Annotated in this window: 14 protein-coding genes, 1 other RNA gene and 1 pseudogene; 8 read left to right on the forward strand and 8 right to left on the reverse strand. The window is 49.5% G+C overall.

Annotation, left to right across the window (positions count from 1 at the left end; genetic code table 11):
- Positions 1-12: 12 nt before the first annotated feature.
- From AACU94_RS08010 to ydiK, 8 genes and pseudogenes are all read right to left on the reverse strand, one after another.
- Positions 13-1,608: an acyl CoA:acetate/3-ketoacid CoA transferase gene (locus tag AACU94_RS08010; protein WP_135489221.1), complete on the reverse strand. Its 1,596-nt coding sequence runs from the start codon at positions 1,606-1,608 to the stop codon at positions 13-15.
- Positions 1,609-1,753: 145 nt separating this feature from the next.
- Entirely contained in the window at positions 1,754-2,512 is a 759-nt protein-coding gene (gene aroD, locus AACU94_RS08015; protein WP_135489222.1) for a type I 3-dehydroquinate dehydratase, read from the reverse strand.
- Between the two features lie 30 nt (positions 2,513-2,542).
- Complete coding sequence (ydiB, locus tag AACU94_RS08020) at positions 2,543-3,409, reverse strand: quinate/shikimate dehydrogenase (RefSeq protein WP_135489223.1); 867 nt, start codon at positions 3,407-3,409, stop codon at positions 2,543-2,545.
- 11 nt (positions 3,410-3,420) lie between these two features.
- Positions 3,421-4,687, reverse strand: a pseudogene (locus tag AACU94_RS08025) (MFS transporter).
- Between the two features lie 226 nt (positions 4,688-4,913).
- Positions 4,914-6,128, reverse strand: coding sequence for an MFS transporter (locus tag AACU94_RS08030; RefSeq protein ID WP_130224685.1), 1,215 nt, complete (start codon positions 6,126-6,128; stop codon positions 4,914-4,916).
- 97 nt (positions 6,129-6,225) lie between these two features.
- On the reverse strand, positions 6,226-6,582 hold the full coding sequence (locus tag AACU94_RS08035; protein WP_130218933.1) for a YdiL family protein: 357 nt from the start codon (positions 6,580-6,582) through the stop codon (positions 6,226-6,228).
- Between the two features lie 134 nt (positions 6,583-6,716).
- Positions 6,717-6,824, reverse strand: an RNA gene (gene rprA / locus AACU94_RS08040) — antisense sRNA RprA.
- Between the two features lie 185 nt (positions 6,825-7,009).
- Positions 7,010-8,122 (reverse strand): AI-2E family transporter YdiK, encoded by a 1,113-nt coding sequence (gene ydiK / locus AACU94_RS08045; RefSeq protein WP_135489224.1) that lies wholly within the window; start codon positions 8,120-8,122, stop codon positions 7,010-7,012.
- A gap of 388 nt (positions 8,123-8,510) precedes the next feature.
- Here ydiK and ydiJ point away from each other — a divergent pair, with 388 nt between their 5' ends.
- The 8 genes from ydiJ (at position 8,511) to sufS (ending at position 17,898) form a co-directional block, all read left to right on the forward strand.
- Positions 8,511-11,567 (forward strand): D-2-hydroxyglutarate dehydrogenase YdiJ, encoded by a 3,057-nt coding sequence (ydiJ, locus tag AACU94_RS08050; protein ID WP_135489225.1) that lies wholly within the window; start codon positions 8,511-8,513, stop codon positions 11,565-11,567.
- Positions 11,564-11,974 (forward strand): 1,4-dihydroxy-2-naphthoyl-CoA hydrolase, encoded by a 411-nt coding sequence (gene menI, locus AACU94_RS08055; protein WP_130224689.1) that lies wholly within the window; start codon positions 11,564-11,566, stop codon positions 11,972-11,974. Before ydiJ ends, menI begins: the two co-directional genes overlap by 4 nt.
- A gap of 98 nt (positions 11,975-12,072) precedes the next feature.
- Entirely contained in the window at positions 12,073-12,261 is a 189-nt protein-coding gene (locus AACU94_RS08060; protein ID WP_088376204.1) for a YdiH family protein, read from the forward strand.
- Between the two features lie 553 nt (positions 12,262-12,814).
- Entirely contained in the window at positions 12,815-13,183 is a 369-nt protein-coding gene (sufA, locus tag AACU94_RS08065; protein ID WP_135489226.1) for a Fe-S cluster assembly scaffold SufA, read from the forward strand.
- Between the two features lie 8 nt (positions 13,184-13,191).
- A complete protein-coding gene (sufB, locus tag AACU94_RS08070; protein ID WP_135489227.1) occupies positions 13,192-14,679 on the forward strand; it encodes a Fe-S cluster assembly protein SufB in 1,488 nt (495 codons plus the stop codon).
- Positions 14,680-14,688: 9 nt separating this feature from the next.
- Positions 14,689-15,435 (forward strand): Fe-S cluster assembly ATPase SufC, encoded by a 747-nt coding sequence (gene sufC, locus AACU94_RS08075; RefSeq protein WP_135489228.1) that lies wholly within the window; start codon positions 14,689-14,691, stop codon positions 15,433-15,435.
- Entirely contained in the window at positions 15,410-16,681 is a 1,272-nt protein-coding gene (sufD, locus tag AACU94_RS08080) for a Fe-S cluster assembly protein SufD (RefSeq protein ID WP_135489229.1), read from the forward strand. The genes sufC and sufD overlap by 26 nt, the downstream gene beginning before the upstream one ends.
- Positions 16,678-17,898 (forward strand): cysteine desulfurase SufS, encoded by a 1,221-nt coding sequence (gene sufS / locus AACU94_RS08085; RefSeq protein WP_135489230.1) that lies wholly within the window; start codon positions 16,678-16,680, stop codon positions 17,896-17,898. The genes sufD and sufS overlap by 4 nt, the downstream gene beginning before the upstream one ends.
- Positions 17,899-17,906 lie beyond the last annotated feature (8 nt).

Here is a 17,906-nt window from a genome sequence, read left to right on the forward strand (position 1 = left end):
GTGATACTCCTGTTAATGAGCCGCTTCAGGCAGGATAAAACCCATCGCCGCATCGATAAATAATCTTTCGTCCATCATTTTCAGTTCTGGCGAAATCACTGGGGTGAAATCCATTTTGTCGAGAATATCTTTTTGTAAATCGACGCCAGGCGCGATTTCGATTAAATGCAGGCCGTCTTCTTTCAGGGTGAATACAGCACGTTCGGTGATGTAACGAACATCCAGTCCCCGTTCGAGCGCGATTTTTCCGCTAAAAGTAATTTCCGGTAGTTCACGGATAAATTTATTTACCCGTCCTTCCTGGACGATATTTAATTTACCATCGGCAATTTCTGTTTTTAAGCTGCCCGCAGTTAACGTGCCGCAGAAAATGATTTTCTTCGAGGTGGCACTGATATCAATAAATCCACCTGTACCCATGATTTTGCCATTGAATTTATGCACACCGACGTTACCGTGCTGGTCGACTTCGGCAAAACTCAAATAACAGACATCCAGACCACCGCCGTGGTAAAAATCGAACTGGGAAGTCATATCCAGAATGGCGCGGGTATTCACGTTCGCGCCAAAGGCGATACCTTGCGAAGTAATACCGCCAATTGGGCCTGTTTCCACCGTCAGAATAAAGTCATCAGCACAACCTTCTTCCCGGGCGACCAGGCCAATACCGTCGGCAATACCGACACCAACATTCCCCACAGCACCTTTGCGCATTTCAAACAATGCGCGCCGCGCGACTAATTTACGCTGATTAAGAGGCAAGCTAAGTTGGGTACTGTCATCCAGGGTGAAGTCACCAGAAATAAAACGATTAACTGGCGCACCGCCATACAGTTGGGTTTGGTCCGGATCGACCACCACAATATCCACCAGATAACCTGGAATACGGACAGCTTTAGGATGCAGCGTGGCTTTCTTAACCATCTTCTGCACCTGCATCATCACGATACCACCGTTATTGTGCACCGCTTGGGCAATAACCAATGCGTCGAGATACATCACTTCATCTTCAAAGGTGGCGTAGCCTTCGCTGTCGCAGGTGGTGGCACGAATAAAGGCAATATCTGGCGCGATCGCTTTGTAATAGAGATATTCTTTATTATCAAACTCGACCAGTTTAATCAGATCTTCTTTAGTCACTTCATTCAGTTTGCCGCCTTGCTGGCGAGGGTCGACAAACGTTCCGATACCAATATCGCTAATAATTCCTGGCTGGTGGGCAGCAGCAGCGCGCAATGTTTGAGTGAGCACACCTTGTGGATAGTTATAGGCAACAATTTTATTTTGTTCTGCGAGTTCAGAAATACGCGGTGATTGTCCCCAATGGCCGCATAATGCCCATTTCACCAGGCCTTCTTGCGCCAGCGGACTAATACCCCGATCGGCGCGATCGCCAAGCCCTGTAGGGCTAATAATCGATAAATTACGTGGCGTCTGGGTTTGTTTATATTTATCAGCAAGTGCGGTAATTAATGTGGTGGCTTCCAGAATACCGCCACCTGCACCTAATACACAAAGTGTTGCTTCGTCGGGAATATAACTTACCGCTTCCTGTGCCGACAGGACCGGCACGCGTCCATTAATACGAGGTGGTTTTACAGGTTTCATTATTTTTTCCTGATTCAGGTATGGATTTATCTGTGCGAGAATTAAAAATAGCGCACAGATACCCACAGAATATTTTTATCAAATACTCTTTAAAAATATTTTTTTAATACGGCGGGGAAGGTTACTCCCGCCGGTACGTTATTTATTACGCCTGGTGCAAAATAGTTAATACTGTGCGCAAATCATTCACCGATATTTGCCCAGGCGCAGAGGCTTTTTTTACTGCGCCAAAGGTTGCCGCCGAACCAAATACTTCACCAGCCAGACGGGAAATTACGCCAGTTTTTGCCATCGACATCGTGATGATTGGACGATCGGCATACTGCTCCTGCATCTCCAGGGTAGCGGCAAGCAACGTCAGGACATCGCTGGTGCTTTGCGGCATCAACGCAATTTTAGGAATATCGGCGTCGAAGGACTGCATTTTACGCAAACGGGCAATAATCTCTTCGGCTTCCGGCGTTTTATGGAAGTCATGGTTGGACATGACAACCTTCACATCATGCGCATGTGCATAGGCGACGGTTTCTTTAACCTGATCATCGCCGGTAAATAACTCCAGATCGATCATATCGACCAGACCGCTGTCGATGGCTGCGCGATTGAGTGCAATATAAGCCTCAGTGGAAATCGCCTGCTCGCCGCCTTCTTTAGCACTGCGGAAGGTAAACAGCAGCGGTTTTTCTGGCATGGATTCACGGAGAATTTTTGCCGCGGCCATGACAGACTCCACGCTGGAGAGGTCGGCAAAGTGGTCCACACGCCATTCCAGAATATCAAAGTCCGCTTCACGATAGGCGAGAGCTTCAGATTTCACGCTGGCGATATCCTTTGCCATCAGCGAGACGATGATTTTTGGTGCGCCCGTGCCAATGACGAGATCTTTTACTGTTACGGTTTTCATTTTTTACCCTTTCTGCACGCGGTCAGCCTGTCAGGCGCCGAACCCCATGACCTGTTTAACGTATTCCAGAGGGAAATCTTTGCCAGTCCATAACGTGAACTGTTCAGCCCCTTGCCACAACAACATGCCGTATCCATCAATCGTTTTGCAACCTGCTTGTTGCGCCTGCTGCAATAACTTCGTCATATGCGGGTTATACACGCATTCAGTGACCATCAGCCCTGGGTGTAACATACTGACATCGTTAACTAATGATTCATTTTCAAGAGGCTTCATACCCACTTTTGTGCCGTTGGTTAAAATGTCGGCGGAAGCCAGGGCTTCAGCAAAGGCTTGCTGATCGGCGAGATCGGTAACGGTGACGACACAATCGGTGTTTTCGTTGACCCGCTGCGCGAAGGCGAGGGCTTTATCGAAGAATTCATCCCGACGGTTGAAGATTTTAATCTCTTTTAAACCTTCAATTGCCCCCTGTGCGCCAATCGCTGTTGATGCGCCACCGGCACCTAGCAGCACCATCGTTTTGCCTTTGATATCAAAACCGCTCTCTTTAATGGCGCGAATATGGCCCGTGCCGTCGGTGTTATAGCCGCGCAGGTAGCCGTCATCATTGACGATGGTATTGATAGCGCCAACCAGTTTGGCCGCTGGTGTTAATTCATCAACATATTCACACGCCAGTTGTTTGTTAGGCATCGACACACCGGTTCCGCGCATTTTTAAGGCTTTTAAGCCTTCAATTGCACCGGCAAAGCTATCGTTATCCACTTCAAAGGCCATATAGGTAAATGGCAATCCCGCTTTTTCTAAGGCTTTGTTTTGCATTTCAGGCGATAAACTGTGGCGGATAGGATAGGCCATCAGGCCAATCAATTCGTATTTAGCGGTAACATCCATAATTAACTCCTCTAATTTCTTTGCTTAATTGTGTTTAACCGGGGTGCTAAGATTGCGTTCGCCAAACCGGACATCATTTTCAGGAATAATGAAAACGCGGTAATAGCGGATGAAAACAATAATTGCGGTAATCAGGGCCAGAAGCGCGAAAGTAAAATCGAGAACGATGATGTATTGCAGGCCGATATTCGACAGATAACCGGTAATCAACGGAATAACAAAGTTGGCCAGACCACCCATCATCATATAAATACTGGTGACTTTGGCTTTGCTTTTGGGGAAAAACTCAGACATGACTGAAACGCCAAGCTGTAAAATACCGCCAGCAGCAGAGAAACCGATAACAAAAGCCCCAGCGTTACAGACCAGTGGAGAAGGGTACAGGTAAATGATAGCGGCGGTTACCGTTGCCAGTGCTGAGTTAAACACGTTAGCCCAGATGGGACGCACCATTTTTTTCAATAGTGCGGCAAAAATAAAGACACAGACCAGCGAACCCATACTGTAATAAGAGATGGTTTTTAATGCCTCAGCTTCCGACATACCGGCAAACGCCATCGCATATTTGGGCATCCACACGACAATTACATAAAAGGTCGAGAACGCGGCAACACCGAACAGTACTGATGAAACACCTTCCAGCCAGACTAACGGCTTACTGTTCATTTGCGGTAGTTCACCAGCTACGCTGGCATCCACCAACTGGCCTGGGAATTTACTTTTCAATAGCATCAGCGTGATCAGCACAAATACGATGCCTGGGATAATCAGCCCATAACCGTACCAGATGTTATTCAACAGCATATAACTCACCAGCATCGGATAGAGCATTTGCCCGAACGATATCATCGCCTTAACCAATATTACGGCTGACCCCGAGGCTTTCGGGAAGCATTCCATCAACGCCGGATATCCACCGGTATCCAGGGCTGAGTTGGCGATACCAACGCACACTGCCAGACCGTAAGCGAGAGCTAAACTTGGGCAGGCCGGAATACCAAAGAAAAACAGCATATACATGGCAACGGCCATGAATATTACTGCTCGTCGACCAAATTTATCGGAGATTACACCGAAGAATAAAATACTTATCAGACGGCCCAGACCGATACCAGAAATTAAATAGGCGATACCGGCGTTATCGGTAGAAAACTTTTCTGCCAGAGATGACATGTTTTGTGCAAGCGTAATAACACTAATGCCATGTAGGAAATAGCTGAAGTATACACAAAGGACAGCCAGGATAAATGGCGTGCTGAAAGCCTTATTTTGAGACATTTTCACAGCTCCTTGCTGAAAGATAATTTTGTTACCGTCCGTGTTGTATTTCGACGGTTTTCATAATCACTATACTGAAGATGATTTTCTCTGGGTACATGGCATAAAGTTTATGTTTCCAGGAATATTGCATGTGATAGTTTGTTTTTGATCGCGATTTTCCTTAATTAGCGCAGAAAGAGTAATTTATCCGTAAGATCTTGCATGACCTGAAAAGAATATTGCATTACCCGCCCGTAGCAACATTCTCCTTTAATGATGGATGTTGTGCTTCTTTTCGACTGCGTACGCCAATAAACAGCGCCAGTAAAAAGCCGATAGCAGCGATGGCGGTATCGAACCACATAATATCGGCAATACTTCTTTGCGAAAGATGAGCCGTAATCAACGGAATGGTAAATGTTGCAATGCTGCCCGCACTGTAATAGATCCCCGTTGCTTTTCCTTTGGCATGGGGAAAACGTTCCGCCATTAACGTCAGGCCAATTTGTACAACACCACCTGCGGAGGTAAAACCGATGACGAAAGCAAATATTATCACCACATAAAATGTGGGATGCAGGCAGACGGTGAGCAGGGCGATAAATGAGATAAAAGTGTACAGCATCAACAATGTTGTTGAGTGAACGGTTTTACGAATGAGTGGAGCAGTAATAAATACACACAGCAGCGAACCCACGGTATAGATACTGAGTAATTTGATCGACATGGTGTATGACATGCCAGCGACAAATTGCCCGTATTGTGCCAGCCACTGGCTAACCAGATAAAAGGTTGCCATTGAAATATAGCCATAGAGGGTGTAACTGGCTAAATCAATAATTGAGCAGCGATGCCCCGCGGAAGTGGTCGCTTTCTTTACCACAGGCAAGCGACGGCCCGGATGTGGTGGAAAGGTACAGCGATATAAAAACAGACCGTTAACGATCATAATCGCCGCGGCAATCATAAAAGACCAACCGAACCACAGTTCAGCCCACACTAACAGGCTGATAATTAGCGGCAATAAAAATTGCCCGCTGGAGACAAAGGCTTTAATTAAAATATTGGCTGTACCCGGTGAATGAGGAAAGGCTTCCATCAAACTGGGATAGGTACCAGCATCGAGAAAACTGTTCGCCATGCCCGCCAGGAAACCAAAAGCATAAGCAATAATGATGTTATTGGTGTGCAGGATGCCAAAAAAGAAGGCCATATAGCAGCACATACCCAGAATAATAAAAGGGCGGCGACCAAAACGATCGGATAATAATCCTGCAAAAAGCAAGACACTCAATCGTCCTATACCTAATGATGAAATAACAATCGAAACGCCTGCGGCATTGGTCTGCCAGAGCGTCTCCAGCGAGGCCATATTTAAAGTCATCAAAATGACACCCATACCATGCACCAGGTAATTGAGATACAACCCAAGCGCGGTAGGGAGGTAGGGATTTTTCATAAGATCTACTTAGCAATATTGCTTAAAAAGTTGCTGTTGTTATGTCAGCATCCGTTTATTATTTTTGTCATGATGACTGTTGATCCTCGTTAAAATATCAACAAAGGCGTTCAAGATCGTGCGCATATAATTCAGCTGCGACCGACTGGTAAATCTTCCAGTCAATAAAATTACCTTCTGGGTAGATACGTTGAAATGCGGTTAAATTGGGGAAAAAACGCATGGTATTGTTGCCGATGCGGTTGTTTATTTTTTCTATGATGGCGTGAAGATGCCTTTTTCTTTGCTGGCGCATTGCCAGCAGTTTTTCAACTATCTCGTCAGGAATATCCGTTTTTCCTTTCTCCCATTGTTGCCAGCTTTCACTGTCGCCCGTCAGGGCAATCCAGGTCGCGCATTCATCAATGGTCATGGCAAAAATATGGCGTAGTGCCTGGAGTTCATAAGCGTTCATCGTGTAATGGCTGCATGAAAAAAAGAATAAAATATAAATAACATTATCAGCCTGCTTACGGCTTGAAGAGAGTCACAGTATCTTGTGCAACATTATTGGAAAGAACGAGAGGCGGGGTAATGAAGCAAAAAATGTTAAAAAAAAGCCCATCGTGGGAGATGGGCAAAGACTACACACAGCAATTCGTTGTTTCACTCAGGGGATTTCCATGCTTATAAATCAATATGTTGATTTATAACCGTGTGCTAATAGTAGGCATACGGACTTTTTGCGTCGATCAGATTCATCTCATTAGTTTAAAAACTGTAAAGGATTTGCGACAGGTACTACCAGCTGAATGGCGGTAAGCAGGAAAATACGGACTGGAGGAATGAAATATCAATTAGCAGTGATTAACAATCAGGCGGCAGAGCCGCCTGATGAGAAATTACTTATTCGGTTTCTCGATTTCGCCCAGCTCTTCGAGAATTTCCTCTGGTTGGTCAGTCGGCGGCGGGACTTCTTCAACCCACGCAGCAAACAGACGCCAGGAAACAGCCAGTAGTACCGGACCAATAAACAGACCGATCATACCGAAAGCAATCAAACCACCAATAACCCCGGAGAGGATCAGAATCAGCGGTAAATCTGCGCCCATGCGAATTAGCATTGGGCGGATGACGTTATCCAGAGTGCCAACCACACCGCTCCACACTAACAATACCGTTCCCCAGGTGGTATCGCCGGTCCAGTAGAGCCAGATAATCGCCGGAATCAACACTGGCAGCGGGCCTAGCTGAACAAGGCAGGAGAGGATCATTAATACCGTTAGCAGCGTGGCGTAAGGCACACCAGAAACGGCCAGACCGATACCGCCAAGTACAGCCTGTACTAAAGCAGTGACCACAACGCCCAGCGCCACTGCGCGGATAGCTTGTGCCGCCAGCAGAACTGCCGCATCACCACGAACGCCCGCCAGACGGGTCGCAAAATGTCGGATGCCTTGCGCCACCTGTTCACCGCGCCAGTACAACAGGGCGCTGAAGAGCAGCATCAAGGTACAATGCACCATAAAGCGCCCGATATGCGCGGCTTGACCGACGAACCAGGTGGTGGTGGTGCCAATATAAGGACGGACTTTCGCCATAATTGCCGTGCCGCCCATATCAAGCAAGTTATGCCAGCCTGCGTACAGCTTCGCGCCAATTACCGGAATGGTATTAAGCCACGCTAAATCCGGTAATGTCATATCGCCACTGGAGATGGCCTTAATTAACGGGCCACTGCCGTCGACGATACTGTTAACCAGCAAAGCAATAGGGATGATAAACACCATCACCAGGAGCAACGTCATTACCAGAACGGCGAGAGAGCGACGGCCAAACATGATCTTTTGCAAACGTAACAATACCGGCCAGGTGGCGATAACCACCGTACCGGCCCATGCGAAGCCGAGAACAAAGGGTTGAACGATCCACAGACATGCCACAATCATGATGGCTAAAAACAGCACCGAAAGCAGAATTTGTGCGACATCCCTGGGCTGACGAACATTTACCATAACTACTTTTCACCTTTTTTGTGCGTCAAATCGTCGACGCGACGTGAACACGCGAAACTCACCTGCATAATGATGAGCAATTTCAGCGGTTTTTAACAGGCCGATTCTGCCCTTAATTCTGATGGGCGTGTTAGAAAAAAATGTGGTACAACAACTCAGGTAACACGCAAACGATTTACTCGTCGTATTTCAAGTGGCATGTGCTGCGGCTACGTTCGTTCACCCCAGTCACTTACTTTTGTAAGCTCCTGGAGTTCACTCGCTTGCCGCCTTCCTGCAACTCGAAATCCATAGAGTAAACAAACATCACCTTTCAGTGCGCTATTGCAGCAGCCTGAAAGAACAGTGTATCGACCTACATCACAGACCGCAGGAAAGGGTCAATATAATGATTCCACAGATTTCCCAGGCACCCGGCGTCGTTCAACTGGTGCTTAATTTTTTGCAAGAGCTGGAGCAACAAGGTTTTACCGGCGATACGGCGACAAGTTATGCCGATCGTCTGACAATGTCGACCGACAACAGTATTTACCAACTTCTCCCCGATGCGGTGGTATTTCCGCGTTCAACCGCAGATGTGGCGTTAATTGCTCGTCTGGCCGCGCAGGAACGCTATACATCGCTGATCTTTACCCCCCGCGGCGGCGGCACCGGCACTAACGGTCAGGCGCTCAACCAGGGGATTATTGTTGATATGTCCCGCCATATGAACCGCATCATCGAAATTAACCCTGAAGAGGGCTGGGTGCGCGTTGAGGCCGGGGTGATAAAAGACCAACTCAATCAGTACCTGAAACCGTTCGGCTACTTTTTTGCACCAGAACTTTCGACCAGCAACCGGGCAACGCTCGGCGGGATGATCAATACCGATGCTTCCGGCCAGGGATCGCTGGTCTATGGCAAAACGTCAGATCACGTGTTGGGCGTGCGGGCGGTGTTGTTGGGGGGCGATATTCTCGATACGCAACCTTTACCTGTCGAACTTGCTGAAATGTTGGGTAAAACCAATACCACGATTGGGCGGATCTACAACACTGTCTATCAACGTTGCCGTCAGCAACGCCAGTTAATCATCGACAAATTCCCCAAACTTAACCGTTTTCTTACCGGTTACGATCTGCGTCATGTCTTTAACGATGAGATGACCGAGTTCGACCTGACGCGCATTCTGACCGGATCAGAAGGGACGCTGGCCTTTATTACCGAAGCGCGGCTGGATATTACGCGCTTGCCTAAAGTGCGCCGTCTGGTGAACGTCAAATATGACTCTTTTGACTCCGCGCTGCGTAATGCGCCGTTTATGGTTGAGGCGCGTGCGCTTTCGGTAGAGACGGTAGACTCAAAAGTGCTGAATCTGGCGCGGGAAGATATTGTCTGGCATTCCGTCAGCGAACTGATTACCAATGTGCCAGACAAAGAGATGCTCGGGCTGAACATTGTTGAATTTGCCGGAGATGATGAGGCGCTGATTGACGAGCGGGTAAATTCACTCTGTGCGCGGCTGGATGAACTGATTGCCAGCCAGCAGGCAGGGGTGATCGGCTGGCAGGTGTGCAGTGAGCTGGCAGGTGTTGAGCGTATTTATGCAATGCGAAAAAAAGCCGTCGGCCTGCTCGGCAATGCCAAAGGAGCAGCCAAACCGATTCCATTTGCCGAAGATACCTGCGTGCCGCCGGAACATCTGGCAGATTATATTGCTGAATTTCGCGCACTGCTCGACAGCCACGGTTTAAGCTACGGTATGTTTGGCCACGTCGACGCTGGTGTTTTGCACGTCCGTCCGGCGCTGGATATGTGCGATCCGCAACAAGAGATGTTGATGAAGCAAATCTCTGATGACGTGGTGGCGCTGACTGCAAAATACGGTGGCTTGTTGTGGGGCGAGCACGGTAAAGGTTTTCGTGCCGAATACAGTCCGGCGTTTTTCGGTGAAGAGCTTTTCGCAGAGCTACGCAAGGTTAAAGCGGCGTTTGATCCGCATAACCGACTAAATCCAGGGAAAATCTGCCCACCAGAAGGTATTGACGCGCCAATGATGAAAGTGGACGCGGTAAAGCGTGGCACGTATGACCGACAAATCCCCATCGCGGTACGCCAGCAGTGGCGCGGCGCTATGGAATGCAATGGCAACGGTTTGTGCTTCAACTTTGATGCCCGCAGCCCGATGTGTCCGTCAATGAAGATAACTCAGAACCGCATTCATTCACCGAAAGGGCGTGCAACACTGGTGCGTGAATGGTTACGTTTGCTGGCGGATCGCGGCGTTGACCCTCTAAAACTGGAGCAAGAGCTACCAGAGTCTGGCGTCAGCTTGCGCACGTTAATTGCCCGTATGCGCAATAGCTGGCATGCAAATAAAGGCGAATATGACTTCTCGCACGAAGTGAAAGAGGCGATGTCGGGCTGCCTGGCCTGTAAAGCGTGTTCGACTCAGTGTCCGATCAAAATTGACGTACCGGAGTTTCGCTCTCGTTTCTTGCAACTCTATCACACGCGCTATCTACGCCCATTGCGCGATCATCTGGTGGCAACGGTCGAAAGTTACGCACCGCTGATGGCGCGTGCGCCAAAGACTTTTAACTTCTTCATTAACCAGCCGCTGGTGCGCAAACTCTCGGAAAAACACATCGGTATGGTCGATTTGCCGCTGCTTTCAGTGCCGTCGCTGCAACAACAAATGGTGGGGCATCGCTCGGCAAACATGACGCTGGAACAGCTTGAAGCGCTCAGTTCAGAACAGAAAGCACGCACGGTGCTGGTAGTGCAGGATCCTTTTACCAGTTATTACGATGCGCAGGTGGTGGCGGATTTTGTTCGTCTGGTCGAAAAATTAGGTTTCCAGCCAGTGCTGTTGCCATTCTCACCGAATGGTAAAGCGCAGCATATCAAAGGCTTTCTTAATCGTTTTGCGAAGACGGCGAAAAAAACGGCGGATTTCCTTAACCGCATGGCGAAACTGGGGATGCCAATGGTGGGTGTCGATCCGGCGCTGGTACTTTGTTATCGCGATGAATATAAACTGGCTCTGGGCGAGGCGCGTGGCGAGTTTAACGTCTTACTGGCGAATGAATGGCTGGCAAGCGCGCTTCAGTCACAGCCAGTGACATCAGTCAGCGGTGAATCATGGTATTTCTTTGGTCACTGTACTGAGGTCACTGCTCTGCCGGGCGCGCCAGCACAATGGGCCGCGATATTTGCCCGTTTTGGCGCGAAACTGGAAAATGTCAGCGTGGGTTGCTGCGGCATGGCAGGGACTTACGGACATGAGGCGAAAAACCATAAAAACTCGCTCGGGATCTATGAGTTATCCTGGCATCAGGCAATGCAGCGTCTACCGCGTAATCGCTGTCTGGCAACCGGGTATTCTTGCCGCAGCCAGGTTAAACGGGTTGAAGGGACGGGGGTACGCCATCCCGTGCAGGCATTACTGGAGATTATTAAATGATATGGAAACGTAAAATCACCCTGGAAGCACTGAATGCTATGGGTGAAGGAAACATGGTGGGGTTGCTGGATATTCGCTTTGAACATATTGGTGATGACACCCTTGAAGCGACAATGCCAGTAGACTCGCGGACAAAGCAGCCTTTTGGGCTGCTACATGGCGGGGCGTCCGTAGTATTGGCTGAGAGTATAGGCTCCGTTGCCGGTTATTTATGTACCGAAGGCGAGCAAAAAGTGGTTGGCCTGGAAGTCAATGCTAACCATGTTCGCTCAGCACGAGAAGGGCGGGTACGCGGCGTTTGTAAACCGCTGCATCTCGGTTCACGGCATCAGGTCTGGCAGATCGAAATCTTCGATGAGAAAGGGCGTTTGTGTTGTTCATCACGATTGACGACCGCCATTTTGTGACGTTGTCACCAGAAAAGTGTGATGCATATTGCTTTTGGTCATTATCTGCGCAGTAAACGGTGGTATACTGTGCAGGTCTTGTCTAAAGCGAGGATGCTATGTCTACTCAACTTAATCCCACCCAGCTGGCTATCGAATTTTTACGCCGTGACCAAAGCAATCTTTCACCCGCTCAATATCTCAAGCGTCTGAAACAACTAGAACTTGAATTTGCTGATCTGCTTACTCTTTCGTCTACGGAACTGAAAGAAGAAATCTACTTCGCCTGGCGTCTGGGCGTGCATTAATCCCTACTGAACATAGTCTGAACGCCCATCGACCTGGATTAACATCTGTCCAGGTCTGACGATTATTTTCTGACCGCCCTCCCGTTGTTACCTGCCTGATATTGTTCAAAAATAATACAAATCGCAGTTTGTGTTAAAACGGCGACGTAGTCTTATGAGATTATTCTTATCGCCCCTTCAAGAGCTAAGCCACTATGAGTGCCGGAGATAAGCGCCGGATGGGGTAGAAGCCCTTAAGCCTGTGATGCACAGACTTAAGGGTTTTCTTATTTCTGAACTCGCCACTTTTTTACCTATCTCTTAAATAGTCATTTTCGATACAACTTTTTCTTTTCCATCACAGCCTTAACGCCAGTTCGATAATAATCATTATCTAACAATGAGATACCTAATTCTTAGCATGTCTGTTAACCCTCTCATCAGGGTCTATGCTTATTAAATACAGGCAAAAAGCATGTTTTACGCTAAAGCCCCTGCGTTTGCTGGGTTGAACTGATAATCATTATCACTAACATGCTGTTATCCGCTGAAAGCGATGAAGTGAGGTAAATCGATGGACATGCATTCAGGAACGTTTAATCCACAGGATTTCGCCTGGCAAGGCTTAACGTTAACATCCGCAGCCGCGACGCATATACGTGAGTTAGTCGCGAAGCAGTCGGGCATGGTTGGCGTGCGTTTAGGCGTCAAACAAACAGGCTGCGCGGGCTTTGGCTATGTGCTCGATAGCGTCAGCGAGCCAGAGAAAGATGATCTGCTGTTTGAACGTGACGGCGCGAAGCTGTTCGTCCCGCTGCAAGCGATGCCGTTTATTGATGGCACGGAAGTCGATTTCGTTCGCGAAGGACTCAATCAGATATTCAAATTTCACAACCCGAAAGCCCAGAATGAATGTGGCTGTGGCGAAAGCTTTGGGGTATAGGCGGTACTATGTCTCGTAATACTGAAGCAACTGACGATGTCAAAACCTGGACCGGCGGCCCGCTGAATTATAAAGAAGGATTCTTCACCCAGTTAGCCACCGATGAGCTGGCAAAGGGGATAAACGAAGAGGTGGTGCGCGCAATTTCGGCGAAGCGTAATGAGCCGGAGTGGATGCTGGAGTTTCGTCTCAACGCCTACCGCGCATGGCTGGAGATGGAAGAGCCGCACTGGCTGAAAGCGCACTACGACAAGCTGAATTATCAGGATTACAGCTACTACTCGGCACCATCGTGCGGTAATTGTGACGACAACTGCGCGTCTGAACCCGGCGCGGTGCAGCAAACTGGCGCGAACGCCTTTTTAAGTAAAGAGGTGGAGGCGGCGTTTGAGCAGCTAGGCGTTCCCGTGCGGGAAGGCAAAGAGGTGGCGGTAGATGCCATTTTCGACTCTGTTTCGGTTGCCACCACTTATCGCGAAAAACTGGCGGAGCAGGGAATTATCTTCTGTTCCTTTGGCGAGGCGATTCACGATCACCCGGAACTGGTGCGTAAATATCTCGGCACCGTGGTGCCGGGGAATGACAACTTCTTTGCCGCGCTTAATGCGGCAGTGGCCTCTGACGGTACATTTATTTATGTGCCTAAAGGTGTGCGCTGCCCGATGGAGCTTTCCACCTATTTCCGCATTAACGCGGAAAAAACCGGGCAGTTTGAGCGCACCATTCTGGTGGCCGATAAAGACAGCTACGTCAGCTACATTGAAGGCTGTTCCGCTCCGGTGCGTGACAGCTATCAGCTACACGCTGCGGTGGTAGAAGTCATCATCCATAAAAACGCCGAGGTGAAATATTCCACGGTACAAAACTGGTTCCCTGGCGATAACAACACCGGCGGTATTCTCAACTTCGTCACCAAGCGTGCTTTGTGCGAAGGCGAAAACAGCAAAATGTCATGGACGCAATCAGAAACCGGGTCAGCGATTACGTGGAAATATCCCAGCTGCATTTTGCGCGGCGATAACTCCATTGGTGAGTTTTACTCAGTAGCGCTGACCAGCGGTCATCAGCAAGCGGATACCGGCACCAAGATGATCCATATCGGTAAAAACACCAAATCGACCATTATCTCGAAAGGGATCTCTGCCGGACATAGTCAGAACAGTTATCGCGGATTAGTGAAAATCATGCCGACGGCGACCAATGCGCGCAATTTCACTCAGTGCGACTCAATGCTGATTGGCGCTAATTGTGGGGCGCATACCTTCCCGTATGTCGAATGTCGCAATAACAGCGCACAACTGGAGCACGAGGCAACGACATCACGTATTGGTGAAGATCAACTGTTTTACTGCCTGCAACGCGGGATCAGCGAAGAAGACGCCATCTCGATGATTGTTAACGGTTTCTGCAAAGACGTGTTCTCGGAACTGCCGCTGGAATTTGCCGTTGAAGCACAAAAACTCCTCGCCATCAGTCTTGAACACAGCGTCGGATAAGGAATAAACATGTTAAGTATTAAAGATTTACACGTCAGCGTGGAAGATAAAGCTATCCTGCGCGGATTAAGCCTCGACGTTCGTCCCGGCGAAGTTCACGCCATTATGGGGCCAAACGGTTCGGGTAAAAGTACCTTATCGGCAACGCTTGCCGGGCGCGAAGATTATGAAGTGACGGGCGGCACGGTTGAGTTTAAAGGCAAAGATTTGCTTGCGCTGTCGCCGGAAGATCGTGCAGGTGAAGGCATTTTTATGGCCTTCCAGTATCCGGTGGAAATTCCCGGCGTCAGTAACCAGTTTTTCCTGCAAACGGCACTTAATGCGGTGCGCAGCTATCGCGGCCAGGAAACGCTCGACCGCTTTGATTTTCAGGATTTGATGGAAGAAAAAATTGCTCTCCTGAAGATGCCGGAAGATTTACTCACGCGTTCGGTCAACGTTGGTTTTTCTGGTGGTGAGAAAAAGCGCAACGATATTTTGCAAATGGCGGTGCTGGAACCGGAACTGTGCATTCTTGATGAGTCGGACTCCGGGCTCGATATCGACGCATTAAAGGTGGTCGCCGATGGCGTGAACTCGCTGCGTGACGACAAGCGTTCATTCATCATTGTTACGCACTACCAACGCATTCTTGACTACATCAAGCCTGATTACGTCCATGTTCTGTATCAGGGGCGAATTGTGAAATCCGGTGATTTCACGTTGGTCAAACAACTGGAGGAGCAGGGTTATGGCTGGCTTACCGAACAGCAGTAACGCGCTGCAACAGTGGCATCATTTGTTTGAAGCTGAAGGGACGAAACGTTCTCCAGAAGCACAGCAGCATTTACAACAATTGCTGCGTACCGGCCTGCCGACACGTAAACATGAGCACTGGAAATATACGCCGCTGGAAGGGCTGACCAATAGCCAGTTTGTCAGCATTGCGGGTGAGATATCCCCGCAACAACGCGATGCCTTAGCGTTAACGTTAGACGCCGTGCGGTTGGTGTTTGTCGATGGGCGTTACATGCCAGCGCTGAGCGATGCAACTGAAGGCAGCGGGTATGATGTAAGCGTTAACGACGACCGTCAGGGATTGCCCGACGCTATTCAGGCGGAAGTGTTTCTGCATCTGACGGAAAGCCTGGCGCAAAGCGTAACGCATATTGCCGTGAAGCGCGGTCAACGGCCTGCAAAGCCATTGCTGTTAATGCATATTACCCAGGGCGTGGCAGGTGAAGAGGTAAACACTGCCCATTACCGGCATCATCTGGATCTGGCGGAAGGTGCCGAAGCAACGGTGATTGAACATTTTGTCAGTCTTAATGATGCTCGTCATTTCACCGGCGCACGGTTCACTATCAACGTCGCAGCGAACGCCCACTTGCAGCATATCAAGCTGGCGTTTGAAAACCCGGTCAGCCACCACTTTGCGCATAATGACTTGCTGCTGGCAGACGATGCCACGGCATTTAGCCACAGTTTCCTGCTTGGCGGCGCCGTGTTACGACACAACACCAGTACGCAACTCAATGGCGAAAACAGCACGCTGCGCATCAATAGCCTGGCGATGCCGGTGAAAAACGAAGTGTGTGATACCCGCACCTGGCTGGAACACAATAAAGGTTTTTGCAATAGCCGCCAGCTGCACAAAACTATCGTCAGCGACAAAGGTCGCGCGGTGTTTAACGGTTTGATCAACGTCGCGCAGCACGCCATCAAGACTGACGGCCAGATGACCAACAATAATCTGCTGATGGGTAAACTGGCGGAAGTGGATACCAAACCACAGCTGGAAATCTATGCTGATGATGTGAAATGCAGCCACGGTGCGACGGTGGGGCGTATTGATAACGAACAGATGTTCTATCTGCGCTCGCGCGGGATCAATCAACAGGATGCCCAGCAGATGATTATCTACGCCTTTGCCGCCGAACTGACGGAAGCATTGCGTGATGATGGGCTCAAACAGCAGGTGTTGGCCCGAATCGGTCAACGGCTGCCGGGAGGTGCAAGATGACTTTTTCCGTCGACAAAGTGCGGGCCGACTTTCCGGTGCTTTCGCGTGAGGTGAACGGTCTGCCACTGGCTTATCTCGACAGCGCCGCCAGTGCGCAGAAACCGAGCCAGGTGATTGACGCCGAGGCCGAGTTTTATCGTCACGGCTACGCCGCGGTGCATCGCGGTATTCATACCTTAAGCGCCCAGGCGACCGAGAAAATGGAGAACGTGCGCAAGCGTGCGTCGCTGTTTATTAATGCCCGTTCGGCGGAAGAGCTGGTGTTTGTCCGCGGCACGACGGAAGGGATTAACCTGGTCGCCAATAGCTGGGGCAACAGCAATGTGCGGACGGGCGACAATATCATCATTAGTCAAATGGAACATCATGCCAATATTGTTCCCTGGCAAATGCTTTGCGCGCGTGTTGGCGCAGAGTTGCGTGTGATCCCGCTTAACCCGGACGGCACGCTGCAACTGGATACACTGCCCAATCTGTTCGATGAGAAAACCCGACTGCTGGCAATTACTCATGTTTCCAACGTGCTGGGAACGGAAAATCCGCTGGCGGAGATGATCACGCTTGCGCACCAACATGGCGCAAAAGTGCTGGTGGATGGCGCTCAGGCGGTGATGCATCATCCGGTGGATGTTCAGGCACTGGATTGCGATTTCTACGTTTTCTCCGGGCATAAACTGTATGGCCCCACCGGCATTGGCGTGCTGTATGTCAAAGAAGCCTTGTTGCAGGAGATGCCGCCGTGGGAAGGTGGCGGTTCAATGATCGCCACCGTCAGCCTGAGTGAAGGCACTACCTGGAACAAAGCGCCGTGGCGGTTTGAAGCCGGTACGCCCAATACCGGAGGTATTATTGGCCTTGGCGCGGCGCTGGAGTATGTTTCGGCGCTTGGGCTTAATAACATAGCCGAGTATGAACAGAATCTGATGCATTACGCATTGTCGCAGTTGGCTGCGGTGCCGGATCTTACGCTCTATGGTCCGCCGGACAGACTTGGCGTTATTGCCTTTAATCTCGGTAAACACCACGCCTATGACGTCGGCAGTTTTCTTGATAACTACGGTATTGCTGTGCGTACCGGACATCACTGCGCAATGCCATTAATGGCCTATTACAACGTCCCCGCGATGTGTCGGGCGTCGCTGGCAATGTACAACACCCATGAAGAAGTGGATCGTCTGGTAACTGGATTGCAACGTATTCATCGTCTATTGGGGTAAAAGGGAGG

The sequence above is a fragment of the Escherichia sp. E4702 genome (assembly GCF_963883545.1).
GTDB lineage: Bacteria > Pseudomonadota > Gammaproteobacteria > Enterobacterales > Enterobacteriaceae > Escherichia.

What these genes read in the sequence shown, in the direction of transcription:
- AACU94_RS08060 (WP_088376204.1), top strand. Translation starts at nt 12,073, where the DNA reads ATGTCTACTCAACTTAATCCCACCCAGCTGGCTATCGAATTTTTACGC.
- sufS (WP_135489230.1), top strand. Translation starts at nt 16,678, where the DNA reads ATGACTTTTTCCGTCGACAAAGTGCGGGCCGACTTTCCGGTGCTTTCG.
- AACU94_RS08030 (WP_130224685.1), bottom strand. Translation starts at nt 6,128, where the DNA reads ATGAAAAATCCCTACCTCCCTACCGCGCTTGGGTTGTATCTCAATTAC.
- aroD (WP_135489222.1), bottom strand. Translation starts at nt 2,512, where the DNA reads ATGAAAACCGTAACAGTAAAAGATCTCGTCATTGGCACGGGCGCACCA.
- ydiK (WP_135489224.1), bottom strand. Translation starts at nt 8,122, where the DNA reads ATGGTAAATGTTCGTCAGCCCAGGGATGTCGCACAAATTCTGCTTTCG.
- sufC (WP_135489228.1), top strand. Translation starts at nt 14,689, where the DNA reads ATGTTAAGTATTAAAGATTTACACGTCAGCGTGGAAGATAAAGCTATC.
- AACU94_RS08010 (WP_135489221.1), bottom strand. Translation starts at nt 1,608, where the DNA reads ATGAAACCTGTAAAACCACCTCGTATTAATGGACGCGTGCCGGTCCTG.
- sufB (WP_135489227.1), top strand. Translation starts at nt 13,192, where the DNA reads ATGTCTCGTAATACTGAAGCAACTGACGATGTCAAAACCTGGACCGGC.
- ydiJ (WP_135489225.1), top strand. Translation starts at nt 8,511, where the DNA reads ATGATTCCACAGATTTCCCAGGCACCCGGCGTCGTTCAACTGGTGCTT.
- ydiB (WP_135489223.1), bottom strand. Translation starts at nt 3,409, where the DNA reads ATGGATGTTACCGCTAAATACGAATTGATTGGCCTGATGGCCTATCCT.
- AACU94_RS08035 (WP_130218933.1), bottom strand. Translation starts at nt 6,582, where the DNA reads ATGAACGCTTATGAACTCCAGGCACTACGCCATATTTTTGCCATGACC.
- sufD (WP_135489229.1), top strand. Translation starts at nt 15,410, where the DNA reads ATGGCTGGCTTACCGAACAGCAGTAACGCGCTGCAACAGTGGCATCAT.
- menI (WP_130224689.1), top strand. Translation starts at nt 11,564, where the DNA reads ATGATATGGAAACGTAAAATCACCCTGGAAGCACTGAATGCTATGGGT.
- sufA (WP_135489226.1), top strand. Translation starts at nt 12,815, where the DNA reads ATGGACATGCATTCAGGAACGTTTAATCCACAGGATTTCGCCTGGCAA.